Source organism: Candidatus Sysuiplasma acidicola (assembly GCA_019721035.1).
GTDB lineage: Archaea > Thermoplasmatota > Thermoplasmata > Sysuiplasmatales > Sysuiplasmataceae > Sysuiplasma > Sysuiplasma acidicola.
The window spans coordinates 35,129-50,355 of the sequence record JAHEAA010000004.1 but is presented as its reverse complement, the minus strand read 5'-3'; the positions used below and the strand labels follow the sequence as shown (position 1 = coordinate 50,355).

The window sequence follows — 15,227 nt, the reverse complement described above, 5'->3', positions numbered from 1 at the left end:
GCTCATCCGCAGCCCCGTGGTGTAGTGGTCAATCATGCTGGCCTTTGGAGCCGGCGACGGCAGTTCGAATCTGCCCGGGGCTATCGCCTTTATTTTTCCTCTCTGCGTCTGGTGAGCCATGTGCGCACTGCCGCGTAGAAGAAGAACGGCATCACTATCCAGAACAGGCTGGAATAGAACACCAGCGGCACGTAGCCGAAGCTGGATAGATAGATGTTCAGCGCGATGACGGCCGCTGCATAAGGTACGATTATCAACGCCGCTTTACGGTGTATCCTGGCTATGACCATCACTCACATGCTCGTGGCAGTCACACTGTCTCTGTCCACTATAATCGTATGCTCCCACTGGCTGACCTGTCCGCCGCCCGCTTCCAGTAACACCTGATAGGCATGAATGGCGCCGCGTCTAACGAGCCTGTTGAGTATCTCCCTGTGTCTGTGCTCATCCGATAGCCAGCGTTCTGCGAACGGCAGAGTGCTGAACCGCTCCCTGATTATTTTGAGCATCGATGCGGACGCCTCGTCATCGAGCTTCTTATCATTCACGAGAGAGAATATATTGCCGTTCCTGCCTGAAACCACAAAACCCCTGCCTCCTGTAGCAAAGGGCTCAACCGCAATCACTATCTCAGACGGAATGGTTGCGTCTCCGGTGCTTCCGGTGTTCGGCACGTTGAAGCCGGCATGCAGATTGTACCGTTCAATGCTGTGGCCCATGAGGTTAGTCACCGGCCTGTAGCCGCTGGCCGTTATTGTCTTCTCAATTGTACCTCCAATCAGCCTGATTGAAGCACCCGGTTTGATGAGCGGAAGCGCCTCCTCAAGCGCCCTCTTTGAGGAACCGACGAGAGCCTGGTTGTTGCCGCCCAGATCCACTGTTGCAGCGGTGTCCGCCACATAGCCGTCTACGTGAACGCCGACATCGACCTTCACAATGCCCCGTGAGGGAAAACGATCCGTGTTATCTGATGAAGGTGTGAAGTGCGCAGCAACGCTGTCGATGCCGACGTTGACAGGAAAGGCCGGCCTGCCGCCCCTTCTGATGATGAATGCCTCGATGTCCTCAACCACATCCAGTATGACGGCTCCGGGTTGAGCGAGCTGGATGCCATGTTCCCTGGCCTCCTTTGCTATACGGCCGGCGAACAGCAGTTTTTCCAGTTCCTCGCAGTTCGTCGGCAACACCTTCGCTACACTGTAGCAAGGAAGTCCTCTATTCTCCTGTTCTCGATGGGACCTTCCCTGACTACCCTGATATCGTCGTCGGTTGCGTCTACAATCGTCGACTGCATGCCGTACCTGGTCTTGCCGCTGTCCAGGTAAAGTGATACCCTGTCTCCGAAATCCTTTATGCAGGTGTTCACTGTCACTGCATTCTTCCTGGAGTGGATGTTAGCACTGGCGGATGTAATCGGACCGAATTCTTCCAGAATCTTAAGCGCAAGCGGGAAGTCGGGTATGCGTATTCCGACCGTCGTGCTGCCGGCGGTGAGGAGATCAGGCACATCCTCCCTTTTGTCCACGAGCACAATCAGCGGTCCCGGTGTGAAAGCATCCAGCAGTTTCCTCGCAGTCTTGTTGATAAAACCGACAGCCGAAGCCGCCTTCGCATTTTGAACACAAACGGAGATTGGCATATCAAACGGTCTCTTCTTGATCATGAATACCTTCTTGATTGCCTGTTCATCATAAATGTCAGCACCGAGACAGTATATCGTATCTGACGGGTAGACTATGACGTCGCCGTGCTTCAGAGCTCCGACTATCTCCGCGAGCGCCGCCTGCGGTATGTCGCAACCGCTAGCGTCACTGATATCGGATTTGCAGAACCCCCTGCAGTCTATTTTTTTCAATTACTTTTCTCCCCTGATCTGCGATTGCAGATGTTTCCTTAAGTAATCTAGTTATTTACTTTTGCGCTCGAATGCGCTGTAAGGCCGTGAACACCCGAAGTCCGGGTGCGCGAGGTCCTGGTGTGGCGTGAAGTGATAATATGAATCCGGGATGCGACACACGGCAGGAAGCAGGCAGCCGGAGCGGCGGAGCAAAATTTATGTTAAGTTAATATGCATAGTGCGTTTTGACCCAGACAGTGGAAGAAGACTACGGTGCTTCCGGCTTGCTACAGGCACCGATCCGATTGCAGAAAAAAAGTCGAAACAATTGAATTGGCAGGTGTATATTTTGAAACTGTTCGAATACAGGGCTAAACAGCTGATGGCAGAGTACGGTATACCCGTACCTAGAGGAGTTGTCGCGTCCCGCCCGGAGGATATTGCGGCAATAGAGTATCCCGTGGCGGTCAAGGCACAGGTGCTCGCGGGCGGAAGAGGCAAAGCCGGCGGCATCAAGTTCGCCGACAACCTGCAGGAAGCAAGGCAGAGGGCTGCCGAAATCATAGGTATGACGATAAAGGGGGAGAGAACAAAGAGCGTTCTCCTTGAAGAGAGGCTGGACGTTGCAAAAGAACTCTACCTCAGCTTTGTGATAGACAGGGGAAGCAGATCCATTGTTATGATGGCGAGCGGCGACGGTGGTGTCGAAATAGAGAGTGTTCCGGAGGACAGGATACTCATCGTCTCTGTTCCGCCCTTTGGTTATTCGCCGTTCCTGACGAAACTGCTGAAGAACAGAATGGGAACGGACAAGGCAGTAACGGAACAGCTGGACGATCTTGCGATGAAACTCTACAGGCTTTTTGTTTCGGAGGACTGTGAACTTGCGGAAATCAATCCGCTGGTGATAACCGGGGATGGGAAGCTCATAGCGGCCGATGCAAAAATAACAATAAATGACGACGCCCTCTTCAGGCACAAGGAATTCTCCGAGGATGTGGACGATCTCACGCCTCTCGAACTGAGGGCGAAGAAGGAGGACATATCATTTGTCCAGCTGGACGGAAACATAGGCGTCATTGCAAACGGTGCCGGACTCACAATGGCGACGCTCGATATACTCACCATAAACGGCGGAAGGGCAGGCGTCTTCCTGGATCTCGGCGGAACAGATGATCCGGAGAAGGTCAGGGCTGCATTCAATCTGATGAAAGATGCGAAACCGTCTGTCATCTTTCTTAATATTTTCGGCGGCATAACGAAGTGCGACACCGTGGCTCTGGGCGTCAAGGCCGCCGTGGAGGAGAGCGGCATAAAGGTGCCGATTGTTGCCAGGATAAGAGGAGTAAACGACGACATCGCGCGCGGCATACTGCAGGCCATAGGCATAGAGGCCACCGCGGACCTGATAAGCGCGGCGAAGAAGGCAGTCGCGGCCGGGGTGAACTGAATGGCAGTCCTGGTAGGGGATGGAACAAAGGTTATTGTCCAGGGCATAACGGGGCACCAGGGACAGTTCCATGCGAAATCGATGAGAGAATTCGGAACGAAGGTTGTAGGCGGCGTTACTCCGGGCAAGGGCGGCAGCACGGTCGACGGCATTCCTGTTTTCGACACGGTGATGGAAGCGGCAGCTTCGACGGGTGCCAATGCGACATGCATATTTGTCCCTGCAAAGTTTGCAAAGGACGCAGTTTTCGAGGCGGTGAACGCAGGCATCAGGCTCATCGTCGTAATCACTGAGCACATACCGTTTCTGGACGCCATGCAGTTCACGGCATATGCAAAACTCAAGGGAGCGGTTGTCATAGGCCCGAACTGTCCTGGCGTCTCCTCACCCGGTTACGGCAAGATAGGAATAATGCCATCGAAAATATTTGCGAAGGGAGACGTGGGCGTCATATCGAGGAGCGGGACGCTTACATATGAGATTGTGAATGCGCTCACTGAGAGCGGTTTCGGAGAGACGACGTGCGTCGGCATCGGAGGAGATCCTATCATAGGTTCGAACTTTGTGGAGATCCTGCCGCTACTCGAGGCTGACGAGAAAACAAAGAGAATAGTGATGGTCGGAGAGATCGGCGGAACTGCGGAGGAGGAGGCCGCCGCGTTCATAAGCAGCCATGTCTCCAAGCCAGTCTATGCTTACATCGCTGGCAGGAGCGCTCCGGAAGGAAAGAGAATGGGACACGCCGGCGCCATAATAAGCAGGGGAAGAGGGACGGCAGAGAGCAAGATAGAGAGCCTGAAAAAGGCTGGCGTAACCGTTGCTGCCCTTCCGACAGACATACCCGGACTGATGAAGAAGCACTGAAACTGCATTCTGACGAGCAAAGAAAATCGGCAGGTAGGGGTGCACAGTCAGGTTGGCAGCCGTTCTTTCCTTATCTCGCCAACCGTTTTCATTATGACCCTGAGCACTTCGCTCCTGACCGGCTCTTCGAACTGCATGTTTGACACCACATCTACGGCTATGACATAGGACTGAAAGGTAGTCTCATTGATCATTACAACAGGTTCGGTTCCGTCCGCAACATATGTAATTTTTTTCACTTCCTTAATGATGCGGGGAATCACAATCTCTGGTTCGAGTGCTTTCTCAACCTCGAATTTCGACCTTACGCGAAGCGTGCTTATATCGGAGTTCTTGATCATCAGCGCCTGGACCACGATGCCGGCTGGGACAACGAGCGGTCTTCCATCATCCGTTGTCATTCTGACATAAATGAAACCGATGGAATCCACTGTACATGTGTAGCCGCTGACGAGCAAATCGTTTGAATAAAATTTCGGGGGATAGGCCGGTGCGAAAAGACCGAACTGCCACGTTGCCATGGTGATTCTGTCGCCTGCCTTGATGGGCTTGGAGAGCACGAGGACCAGACCGCCGAAGAAATTGGAAAGAACGATGGAAGCCGCCTGTCCGAGTATGAGTCCGGCAAACGCGCCGCCCACGAGCAAACCGGTGAGGCTCAGGCCAACTGCGTGGAAGACGATGAATAAGAGCAGAATGTAGGCCACAAGAATAAAGACATAGTGAATGCTCACCGCCCTTGCCTTGCCAATCCTTCCAGTGAGGAACCTTATCATCATTCTGCCGAGGATAGTTATGAATGCATATCCGGCGGCAAGAATCAAGATCGAGGTGATTACAGGCATCCAGCCTGCAGTGATGCTTTTGAAATACCGCCCAAGGACGTAGTTTACGCCGTATACTATGCCTCCAATCAGAAAGAGGAGTATTACTGTTGACTCCAGAATCCTAAATTTTCCGCCATTTGGTACTGCCTCAGTATCGGCCATTGCATCATATCCTCACAATGTGTTCAAACGCTTCGTCCTGACCTATTTTCACAAACCTTATAACGCTTTTTGATTCGAGTTTTATGTGTCGAATGCTTTGAGGCAATGCTCTCCAACATATCGGATAACAACGGCGGAGCCTGAGCGGTGTAAATTGAAAATAAGGAAGAGGTTTGACCGGTGGCAAAATGGCGCGCAGAATGCGCGCAACAGTCACGCCTTCTTCAGCTGCATCCTGTACATTTCGAGTATTTCGTTGCTTGTCGTTGCATCATAAGCGCTTTTGTCATGCCTGAAATTGCCTGTGAATCTCGGGAATCTGACAGCGAGACCTGAACCCGCCTTAACCTTCCCCCAGCCGCATGTGTGAACAGGGCTGTGCGTGACTTCGGCACCAATAACCTCGAGTACGACTGCGGGTCTGAACCAGAAATCTGCAACCATGCGGCTTTCGACGTCCGGGGATTTGGTTTCAGACAGATACGGTTTCATCATCTCCGGAAGCGCAGCCAGCGTTTCATCGTCGAAACCGCTTCCGAGCTTTGTCACCGTCTCGAACATACGGCTTTCACTGTTGTATGTTGCCATGAGAAGTGCGCCGTATGTCCCGCTTCTTCTGCCTCTCCCCGCGAAGGCGCCGACAACGACCATATCCACCGTGTCTATCATTTCTGCCTTGTAATCCTTCTTGTACTTTATCCAGAGCCATCCCCTTGCACCGGGCTGATAGACTGATTCGTCTGAGAGTGATTTAGCGACTATGCCCTCGCATCCGGACTGCAGGGCATGATTGAAGAAGTCTTCTGCCTCCTCCGCGGTGCTGACGAAACGCACTGTCGAAAGTTTTACCCTATCATTCTCCCTAATAATTTCCTCAAGCGCCTTTCTTCTCTCGCTGTACGGCAAATTCATAAAATTCTTTCCGTCTGCGAGCAGTATATCAAACAGGAAGAGAGTTACGGGAAACTCTTCGATCGCTTCCTCCACCCCGTGTTTCCTTCCTCTTCTCCTTGATACAACCTGAAATGGCAGCATTTCGGCAGTGTTGATGTCCACGGGCACGCATTCACCTTCTATAATTCCCTCCTTTCCGCCGAATGCCGAGGCAACCGCTTTCAACATCTCCGGAAACTGATCCGTTATCTCTTCCAGCTGTCTTGAAAAGAGCCTGACATTCCCGTCTTTGATGTGTGCCTGCATCCTCAGGCCGTCGTACTTGAAGTCCAGTGCCGCCCTGCCTCCCATCTTTTCCAGTATCTCCACCAGTCCCGGCAGTCTTTCGGCGAGCATTGATCGCACGGGCACATTGACTTCAAGGCTCAGCGAACTCAGACCGCTTATGCCGTTCCTGCAGAGAGCGACGGCGACCCTGCCGAGGTCGCTGGTAATGTTGAATGCCGTCTCGACTGCATCCCGGTCCTCCTTTGTTGCGAATGTCGCGGAGAGGGCATCTATCAGTGTCATGGCTGCAACACCGATTCTCATCTTGCCGACAACTATTCTGAGTATGTATTTTGCCTCCACAGGCGTCGAAGAGGCCAGGAGTTCAGAGAGCAGGTTGATCTTCATCTCCTGGGAGCCCTGGCCGGACGCCGAAGCCATCTTTGAGAGGGATCTGTGGACATCGTTGACGGTAAGCGCAGCCGAGCCGAAACCGGTGGGCGATGAAACGGTGAGCATCTGCTCGCCGAGCAGCCCGACGTCGCCAATCTGCTTCCACATAGCTTCGACTCTGGCCTGTTCCACCCTGCAAACCGTTGAAAGCGTTCTGATCGCCATCTTCTCTGCCATGCCTATCTTTTCAGGATAGAAATCGGGGAACAGTCTGCCGTGCGTCATGTAGACAACGTTCGCTATCTCCTCGCATGAGGCGTTACGGAACATATCGACGAGCAACGCCGTGATTTCGAGCCTCTTTGTGGTGGCCTCAACTTTCTCGTAGAAGTTTGCCACTTCCCTGTATAACATGCATGAAGCGTATCCGCATCAGCATAAATATAGAATTGACCCGGCCGCCGCTCAATAGTCAAACAGCGACTTCTGTTTTGGCTCTGTGAGCTCTGACAGCTTTGCGCCCCTGCTCAGCCTTGCGTTGAGGCTCATGAGTGCAGCCTTCATTGAATTCTCCTTACGGCGTGAAGAGTAATAGAAGCTTTCATCCTTTGTGCCTGTGGTCACGAGCACAAACACCTTTCCCGAGCTCAGCCTGCCCGTCCTGCCTCTCCGCTGAATGGATCTTATCTCGGACGGGACCGTTTCATAAAAAACCACCATGTCCGTGGACGATATATCAAGCCCCTCCTCGCCCACTGAGGTAGATATGAGCACGTTTGCATCGCCGCTGCTGAACCTGGATATTACATCAATCTGCTCCTTCTGTTTCAAGCCCCGCTCGTCGCGACGCGCGCTCTGGCCTATGAGCTTGATGGGCCTGACACCGTCGAGTTCCGAAAGCGTTCTGAAAACGATTTCGGCAGTATCCCTGAACTGTGTGAATACCATGATCCTGCTCGAGCGGCTCTGTGCAAACTGTTCATTGAGTATCTGTGTCAACTTTGAAATTTTGGGATGCTCCGCTTTAATCGCCGAGAGCATCGATACAAGATGCTGAAATCGCTCATCGGCGACAATAAATCTCGATGCTTTTGACGATTTTTCGGCAGCCTCGTCCTGAAGTTTCTGAATATATCTGCGGAGTGCAAACACCGTCTGTGTTTCAGCCATATCCACACCATGTGAGAGTTTTACCGCTTCGGACTGTATGCGCATGGAATCGAACAGTATTCTGTGTTTCAACCCCGAAGAGAGCCTGGAGGAGAGCTCTCTTCCGGCAGCAAGAAGATCTTTGGTAGACCCCTGTGAATCCTGCGGAATGAGCTGCAGCTGCCTGAGCTTCTCTATGCGCTCATTGAGCATGGACTTCAGCTCATTTGAGATGCTCTTCAGTTCTGCGGAGAGTTCCACCGGCACCCACTTGACGGCCGTTTCCTGTACGTACGGTTCAACATCTGGATCGTCCTCGCTCCTGACCTCGATGTGCTCCAGATTCAGTGTCCTGCATATCTCCTCAACCGAGCTCAAATCACTTCCCGGTGAAGCAGTCATCCCGAGCACGAGACCATCTTCCTTCGCCTCTGAGTAGAGTGCGGAAATGCGGACGTACGAGTAATCGCCCTTCGCCCTGTGACATTCGTCGAACACGAGCAGGTCGAAGGTGGAAAGATCGCACAGGCCGGAGGCGGCATCGTTCTCGACAACCTGTGGCGTCGAAACGACGATACGCGGCTTCTTCCACAGTTCCGGACGGTGCTCCGGGGGCATCTCTCCAGTCATAAGCGATATGAGATTTGGATCGAGTGTGAGCCTCTCGCACAGAAAAGCGTGATGCTGCTCGACGAGCGGCTTGGTCGGCGCCATGAACAGCACTTTCGAAGGCGATGACCGCAGCACGCTGTCGATGACAAGCAGGGCAATGACTGTCTTCCCGAGCCCTGTCGGAAGGACCACCAGCGTTGAGACTGTTGAAGCAACGTCGGCTATCCGTCTCTGATACAGCCGTTCATTTATCGAGTCCTGTTTTATGTATGACAAAACGGTCGTCCGATCATGCGCACCTGGATAATTACCTTTCAGTGGGGCTGCCCGTTGAGCATCTTGACGGCCGGAACGTTCGTCCGAAGGCGTCAGTAATATATGCTGACTGCATCTCTGCAGGACACGATGGATGCGAAGGTCAGTGAGGAGGCTTATCTTCTTGCGCTGCAGAATGCCGTCAGCCATGAAGGAAAAGCGGATGTGAACGCCGTGCTTGGCAGGATCATGGCGAAGTTCAAGGGCACCGTCGCAAGGGAAGCGATGCCTGTCATTGCAGATGCGGTAGCGAGAGCAAACAGCATGACGTATGACGAGCAGGTGCATGCACTCAGTGAAACTTCACCCGATCTTCTGGTAAAGCAGAAAAAGGAGAAGATCGCAAGGCTTAGGGAGCTTGAGGGGGCGGGCCCGGGTTTCAGGGTTCGCCTTGCTCCTTACCCGTCAGGCGCGCTGCACATCGGTAACAGCAGGATGCTCATACTCAACGACGAATACGCCAAAAAATATTCCGGAGAGCTGATGCTCGTCTATGATGACACGATAGGCTCGGAGGAGAAGCTGCCCAGACTCGATTCCTATGAACTCATAAGGGACGGATTGAGCTGGCTTGGAGTAAAATGGAGCGGCGAATATTACAAGTCTGACAGGCTGGAACTATTCTATAAATGGGCGTCCATGCTCGTCGAGAAGGGGATAGCCTACGCATGCACTTGCAGCGCGGAGGAGCTGAGGAAAAACAGAGAGGATGGCGTGGAATGCGTGCACAGGAGCCACAGCATTGCCGAGAATGCAGCAATCTGGGCCGAAATGCTGAAAGGAAGCTTTGAGGAGGGGAAGGCAGTGCTGAGGGCCAGGACTGACATGAAACACAAAAACCCAGCGTTCAGAGACAGGGTGCTCTGCAGGATCTCCCACAGGGAACATCCGAGGGTGGGCAGAAAGTACCATGTCTGGCCCATGCTCGAATTCTCATGGGCGGTGGACGACATCGAACTGGGAATGACGCATGTAATCAGAGGCAAGGAACTCTATACGGAAGACTTCATGGAGGACTTCATATGGAAGGAGCTCGGGATCAAAGGACCGCGCTTTGAGCATTTCGGCCTGCTGAGAATAGCCGGCGTGAAGATCTCGAAGAGCAAGTCGATGAAAGAGATTGTAAGCGGTGAGTATTTCGGGTGGGAAGATCCGAGAACGTGGAGCCTTCAGTCTCTGCGCGCGAGAGGTTTCAGCCCCGACGCGATAAGAAATTTCATTTTGAATCTGGGCATGAGCCTCAACGACATAGAAGTGGCCGTTGACTCCATATATTCGGAGAACAGGAAGATCATCGAGCCTTCAGCAGACAGATACTTCTTCGTCGACAGTCCGGTGAAAATAAAGATTGAAAATGCTCCACGCCTGGGCCATATCGAGGCTGCCCTGCACCCCGATTTCCCTGAAAGAGGGAGGAGGAAGATTCTGGCCTCTGATCATGTGTATGTGTCATCAAGAGATGTTTCTCAGTTCAGCGGCACCGAAATCAGGCTGAAGGATTATTGCAATGTCATAATTAGCGACGGCAGGGCCAAATGCACCGGAAGAGAGAATAGAGATGTACAGAAAGTGCAGTGGGTCCCTGTGGAAGAGGCTGTACCGTGCGAAGTGATAATGGTGGACGGCTCGAGGGTACAGGGTTTTGCGGAAGGTGCCGTAAGGAGCATTGAAACAGACAGACCCGTCCAGTTTGAGCGGTTCGGTTTCGTGAATCCAAGGGAGAAGGGGAGCAGCATGCTGTTCTATTACACGCATACCTGAATGCTACTTTCTTTTCCACCTTACACCGCTTTCCGTGTCCTCGAGTATTATTCCCCTGGCGGAAAGTTCCCTGCGTATTGCATCCGCGTCGTCGAAGCGCCTCTGCCTGCGTGCCTCCTCCCTTTTTGATATCAGCTCTTCGATATCCTTCCCGATAGACTGTTTGTGGAATGCCGTCTCCCGTAAAATGCGCAGCACCCCGTTGACTTCCCTTGCCGCTGCAATGACCGCCTCAGCGGCGGCAGATGAGAGAAGGGCACCGTCTGCAAGTTTTCTGGCTTCCCTGAGATTGTTGAACAGAGATGCAACGGCATCTCTTGTATTGAAATCGTCATCCATGGCGCGGACAAAGTCTTCGCGAATGAGCGAGGCAATCTCGCTTCCGCCATCACCCTGCGTCTGAACGGACAGCAGATGCTGTATGTATCCTTCCAGCCTCTCTCTCGCCTTATCACTCTCCGCGAGCAGTTCCGGACTGAATTCCATCTGTCTTCTGTATAAGCTGTTTGCAAAGAGCAGGCGAAGCGTTTCCGGCGGATGGAGCTTAAGAGCTTCCTCGACGGACATGAAATTGTGAAGCGACTTGGACATCTTTTCACCTGTGACATTTAGCATTCCTCCGTGCATCCAGTATCGTGAAAAAGTCACACCTGTGAAAGCTTCAGACTGCTGTATTTCATTTTCATGATGAGGAAATATGAGATCTTCGCCACCACCGTGTATGTCCAGCGTCCTGCCGAGATACTTCATTGACATCGCCGAACATTCAATATGCCAGCCGGGTCTGCCACGCCCCCATGGGCTGTCCCAGCTCACCTCGCCGGGCTTTGCAGCCTTCCACAGTGCAAAGTCGGCAGGATGTCGTTTCCTCTCATCCACGTCGACCCTGGCGCCAGCCAGTATCTGTTCCAGCGCCTGTCCGGAGAGCTTTCCGTAATCCTTTGCCTTCGTAATGTCGAAATACACGCTGCCCTCAATCTCGTATGCAAAACCGCCTGCAACCAGCTCCATTACCATTTTCAGTATCTCGGCAATGTGTTCGCTGGCCCGTGGGTACACGTCTGCGGGTTTCAGCAGCAGCGACGAGCAGCTTCTTATGAACTCATCGGCAAAACGGGAGGAGAGTTCGAGAGCTGAAATATTGAGTTCCTGAGCCCTGTTTATGATCTTGTCTTCCACATCCGTAATGTTTACGACGAGTGAAACACGGTATCCCCTGTATTCCAGATAACGGGCAATGAAATCGAACGACACAAAGGAACGCGCATGCCCCACATGCATATGGTCATAGACCGTTGGGCCGCAGACATATATATGAACCGCACCCTTGGTGAGAGGCTGGAATTCCACCTTTCCCCTGGACATCGTATCATATATCAGCAAACCGACACCACCGCTTTCTTGAGTGGTGATATATTGCCTATATCTAATTATCACCTTTGAAATTCAAATAGCATTCTTAAAAAGACGATCCGATGTGGTTTATTTGATTGCATGCTCCGAAGCAAACATATTGCCGGAAACAGAGAGGGCGTAGCCGGAGCAGTTGCAACTATTTTCATACTCCTGATTGTGCTGTCATTCATCAACATTTACATTGGCGCCTATGTGCCCAGTTACATGCGCACACAGGAATACAACCACATGCAGGAGGTATACCAGGAATTTTCATCATTCCAGCTCCAGAATTATGTCCAGCAGTCCGGGCACTGGCCATATCCACTGCCAACCACGTTTGTCATGGGCTCATCGGGTGAAGCGCCTTTCACATCGCCAACAACCGGAACGCTGTCTTTCCAGCCTGGAGGCTTCAACGCATCCATCTCATACAGTGTCGGATTACCCCAATATCTTCCGCAGTGCCAGTATGACATTTACAACAACACAAGTGGAACAGTCGCAAACGGAATACAGTTGAGCATAACATTCATTCCAAACACAACAGGTAACGGCATATCACTCTGGAAAGGCAAGATACACGACGGAGGAAGCGTATGGAATGTTTCTGCTGGAAGCGTAATCTGCCTTTACATCAATGGTTCATACGTAAATAGTGACAGATATAACATCTACCTAGGCTGGGGAAACAGTTCCAATCTTAGGCCGCTGAATGACTTCAATCTGATAACCTACGTTCAAGGAAATCATGATAATGTCAGATTTTACGGTCTGGGAAATAACCTGACTGCCTGGTATATCTCATATGGAAGTAACAACCGACTTGGGGACAACAGCTATCCATGTGGTTTCAATTTCTATGGCAACAACGACATTGGCTATGTGCAGAATTACGGTGCCAACGACAAGGCGCCCCTGGGATGGCCGCATTTCTTATCAGTGCATCAGTCGATGGCATTGTCCGGATTGCTGTCTCTTTATGTTCAGAACCGCTACTATTCGCAGGGAACCGTCACGTTTGAGGGTGGCTCAATACTCCTCAATCAAGGAGGACAGATTGCAGTTATCAAGAACCCCCAATTCAGTCTCAGGAACTCCAGTACGGGAGCTATACTGAGCATGGACATGACTTCGCTGCGCGGCACAGGTTTCTCCGTATCCGGTTCTGGTTCAGCCAATCTGCTTTCAACGTACTTTTCCAACCAATCTCAAAAATACTTACAGTACAGGGGACTTAATTTGATAAACAACATCTCTCTGTCGGTCACATCGCCCGAGATTTCAGGCTGGCTGCAGATGCTTGCTCCTTACCTCGCCCATCTTCAGAACGTCACATCGAACCCATCTGTGGCTGACATTGGCAGCGGATGCAATCTCAACACTTATGTCACATGGGGAGCTTATTCAATGACAGTAAGCGGAAACACACTCCACCTGACAATATTCAACATCGCTTCGCTCATACTTGTAACAGGGACGATGAGCATTACAGACTGACGAAACGTTCTTCTCTTTTCATCTGAGGGACCCTTAAATAACACTCAATTCTAACGGTATAACGTGCGGAAGCCGAACCTTGATTCCTCTGTGGGAAGCATCAAACTCGAAAATCCGTCGATGCTGGCGAGCGGTATTCTTGGCGAAACAGCAGAGTCGATGATGCGTGCCCTGAAGAACGGTGCCGGGGGAGTGGTGACAAAATCAATAGGAATGGAGCCGAGAGATGGCTATCTTAATCCCACGGTCTACTCATTTCAGGAAGGATTACTGAATGCGATGGGTCTTCCGAATCCCGGCATGGAAAATTACAAACAGGTTATAGAAAAGCTGAAGAAAGAATCCGGCGGAATCGTCATAGGAAGTATTTTTGGAAAGGATGAGCAGGAATTTGGAGCTCTTGCGAAGACCATGTCTTCTCTGAAGGTCGATGGACTGGAATTGAATCTCAGCTGCCCTCATGCAAAAGGTGTTGGTTCGGAGATTGGAAGCGATCCTGACATGGTTGAACGTGTGGTCAAAAGCGCCAGGACGCATGCCTCTGTTCCGGTGTGGGCGAAGCTCACTCCAAACACAGACAGCATATCCTCACTCGCAATATCCGCAGAGAAAGGTGGCGCAGACGCCATAGTTGCGATCAACACAGTCAGAGCAATGGCGATTTCGGCAAGGCTGAGGATGCCTGTACTGTCGAACAGGTACGGCGGGCTGTCGGGAAAGGCAGTGAAGCACGTGGGCCTGCGCTGCGTTTACGAAATTTATGAATCCGTGCATATACCAGTCATAGGAGTGGGCGGCATCTATACCGGCGAGGATGCAGCCGAATACCTGATGGCAGGAGCATCTGCGTTTGAGATCGGAACGGCCGTCGCAGAAAGAGGGCCTCAGGTATTTTCGGCGGTTAACAGACAACTTTTTGCCTTCATGAAGAAAGAACATTTCAGCACCATCGGAGAGATGATAGGCATTGCACACAGGCAAACTTGAGATCGTCGAAATTACAGACATCACTGAGGAGTGCGCTGATGTCTTTACCGTAATGTACAGGGACAGGACGAAAGCATCTCCAGGACAGTTCATTATGGTCTGGGCGCCGGGTGTCAACGAAGTGCCAATGTCCCTTTCATTCATTGGAGACGAAAAGGGGTTCACGTTCAGGGTACTGGGAAAGACAACCACCGCGCTCTCCAGACTCGGGAAGGGCGATCGGATCGGTGTCAGGGGCGTCTTCGGCAACTCCTTCAGACCCGTCGGCTCTCGCATACTTTTCATCGGCGGCGGAACCGGAGTCGCATCCATCATTTCAGCTGCAGACCTGTTTTCCCCCGGGAGGAGAGCAGTAGCGGCCATAGGCGCAAAGAACCGGGACGGCATATTCTTCGCCGGCAGGATGAAACAGGCCGGTGCTGATGTGCTCATTTCAACAGATGACGGAAGTCAGGGAGAGAAAGGGTTTGTGACTGCTGTCGCCAGACGAGTCCTGGAGCGTGAAGATTTTGACACGATAATTGCATGCGGTCCGGAACTGATGCTTCGCAGGGTGGCAGAGCTTGCGTCGGAGTTCAGGACGCCTGCCCAGATTTCGACTGAACGCTTCATGAAGTGCGGCATAGGCATTTGCGATGCCTGCTCCCTGAATGGTGCGCTTGTGTGCAGAGATGGCCCCGTTTTCGATGGAGAATTCCTGCTTGGATGTGATGATTTCGGCAGATACAGGCTTTCGCCCTGCGGGGCCAGAGTGCCAATCTGACCGCGGGCCGAAGCAGTGTATGATGAACGGCTGCAGTGGGCAAAGAATTTA

13 protein-coding genes and 1 tRNA gene are annotated in these 15,227 nt (G+C 52.1%); 7 read left to right on the top strand and 7 right to left on the bottom strand.

The window, feature by feature from the left end; all coding sequences use genetic code 11:
• The first annotated feature begins 10 nt into the window (after positions 1-10).
• Positions 11-83 (top strand) — tRNA-Gln (locus KIS30_02720).
• 6 nt (positions 84-89) lie between these two features.
• Here the strand turns inward: KIS30_02720 and KIS30_02715 are convergent.
• From KIS30_02715 to KIS30_02705, 3 genes are read right to left on the bottom strand one after another with little or no spacing between them, the layout of a single operon-like run.
• Positions 90-290 (bottom strand): hypothetical protein, encoded by a 201-nt coding sequence (locus tag KIS30_02715; protein MBX8645657.1) that lies wholly within the window; start codon positions 288-290, stop codon positions 90-92.
• 3 nt (positions 291-293) lie between these two features.
• A complete protein-coding gene (map, locus tag KIS30_02710) occupies positions 294-1,184 on the bottom strand; it encodes a type II methionyl aminopeptidase (GenBank protein ID MBX8645656.1) in 891 nt (296 codons plus the stop codon).
• Between the two features lie 8 nt (positions 1,185-1,192).
• Positions 1,193-1,855, bottom strand: a complete 663-nt coding sequence (locus KIS30_02705; GenBank protein ID MBX8645655.1) for a threonylcarbamoyl-AMP synthase — start codon at positions 1,853-1,855, stop codon at positions 1,193-1,195.
• Between the two features lie 331 nt (positions 1,856-2,186).
• Here KIS30_02705 and sucC point away from each other — a divergent pair, with 331 nt between their 5' ends.
• Complete coding sequence (sucC, locus tag KIS30_02700; protein ID MBX8645654.1) at positions 2,187-3,287, top strand: ADP-forming succinate--CoA ligase subunit beta; 1,101 nt, start codon at positions 2,187-2,189, stop codon at positions 3,285-3,287.
• Positions 3,288-4,151 carry a succinate--CoA ligase subunit alpha gene (gene sucD / locus KIS30_02695; GenBank protein ID MBX8645653.1) on the top strand — a complete coding sequence of 288 codons (864 nt, stop codon included), beginning with the start codon at positions 3,288-3,290 and terminating at the stop codon, positions 4,149-4,151. It abuts the gene before it with no gap.
• 47 nt (positions 4,152-4,198) lie between these two features.
• Here sucD and KIS30_02690 read toward each other — a convergent pair whose 3' ends face one another.
• From KIS30_02690 to KIS30_02680, 3 genes are all read right to left on the bottom strand, one after another.
• Positions 4,199-5,140, bottom strand: coding sequence for a mechanosensitive ion channel family protein (locus KIS30_02690; GenBank protein ID MBX8645652.1), 942 nt, complete (start codon positions 5,138-5,140; stop codon positions 4,199-4,201).
• A 213-nt stretch (positions 5,141-5,353) separates the two neighbouring features.
• Positions 5,354-7,108, bottom strand: a complete 1,755-nt coding sequence (locus KIS30_02685) for an ATP-dependent DNA ligase (protein ID MBX8645651.1) — start codon at positions 7,106-7,108, stop codon at positions 5,354-5,356.
• A gap of 51 nt (positions 7,109-7,159) precedes the next feature.
• Positions 7,160-8,731 (bottom strand): DEAD/DEAH box helicase, encoded by a 1,572-nt coding sequence (locus tag KIS30_02680; protein ID MBX8645650.1) that lies wholly within the window; start codon positions 8,729-8,731, stop codon positions 7,160-7,162.
• A gap of 129 nt (positions 8,732-8,860) precedes the next feature.
• Between KIS30_02680 and KIS30_02675 the strand changes: the two genes are divergently transcribed.
• A complete protein-coding gene (locus tag KIS30_02675) occupies positions 8,861-10,531 on the top strand; it encodes a glutamate--tRNA ligase (GenBank protein MBX8645649.1) in 1,671 nt (556 codons plus the stop codon).
• Between the two features lie 3 nt (positions 10,532-10,534).
• On the opposite strand, the gene cysS is transcribed toward KIS30_02675, so the two are convergent.
• Positions 10,535-11,914, bottom strand: a complete 1,380-nt coding sequence (cysS, locus tag KIS30_02670; GenBank protein MBX8645648.1) for a cysteine--tRNA ligase — start codon at positions 11,912-11,914, stop codon at positions 10,535-10,537.
• Positions 11,915-12,025: 111 nt separating this feature from the next.
• Here cysS and KIS30_02665 point away from each other — a divergent pair, with 111 nt between their 5' ends.
• From KIS30_02665 to KIS30_02655, 3 genes are all read left to right on the top strand, one after another.
• Complete coding sequence (locus tag KIS30_02665; GenBank protein MBX8645647.1) at positions 12,026-13,426, top strand: hypothetical protein; 1,401 nt, start codon at positions 12,026-12,028, stop codon at positions 13,424-13,426.
• A gap of 120 nt (positions 13,427-13,546) precedes the next feature.
• Positions 13,547-14,413 carry a dihydroorotate dehydrogenase gene (locus KIS30_02660; GenBank protein MBX8645646.1) on the top strand — a complete coding sequence of 289 codons (867 nt, stop codon included), beginning with the start codon at positions 13,547-13,549 and terminating at the stop codon, positions 14,411-14,413.
• Positions 14,394-15,176, top strand: coding sequence for a dihydroorotate dehydrogenase electron transfer subunit (locus tag KIS30_02655; GenBank protein MBX8645645.1), 783 nt, complete (start codon positions 14,394-14,396; stop codon positions 15,174-15,176). The genes KIS30_02660 and KIS30_02655 overlap by 20 nt, the downstream gene beginning before the upstream one ends.
• Positions 15,177-15,227: the final 51 nt, after the last annotated feature.

Bases quoted from the DNA above. Each gene is read 5' to 3' on its own strand.
- KIS30_02690 (MBX8645652.1), bottom strand. From the start codon at position 5,140: ATGGCCGATACTGAGGCAGTACCAAATGGCGGAAAATTTAGGATTCTG.
- KIS30_02665 (MBX8645647.1), top strand. From the start codon at position 12,026: ATGCTCCGAAGCAAACATATTGCCGGAAACAGAGAGGGCGTAGCCGGA.
- KIS30_02715 (MBX8645657.1), bottom strand. From the start codon at position 290: ATGGTCATAGCCAGGATACACCGTAAAGCGGCGTTGATAATCGTACCT.
- sucD (MBX8645653.1), top strand. From the start codon at position 3,288: ATGGCAGTCCTGGTAGGGGATGGAACAAAGGTTATTGTCCAGGGCATA.
- KIS30_02660 (MBX8645646.1), top strand. From the start codon at position 13,547: ATGCTGGCGAGCGGTATTCTTGGCGAAACAGCAGAGTCGATGATGCGT.
- KIS30_02675 (MBX8645649.1), top strand. From the start codon at position 8,861: ATGGATGCGAAGGTCAGTGAGGAGGCTTATCTTCTTGCGCTGCAGAAT.
- KIS30_02685 (MBX8645651.1), bottom strand. From the start codon at position 7,108: ATGTTATACAGGGAAGTGGCAAACTTCTACGAGAAAGTTGAGGCCACC.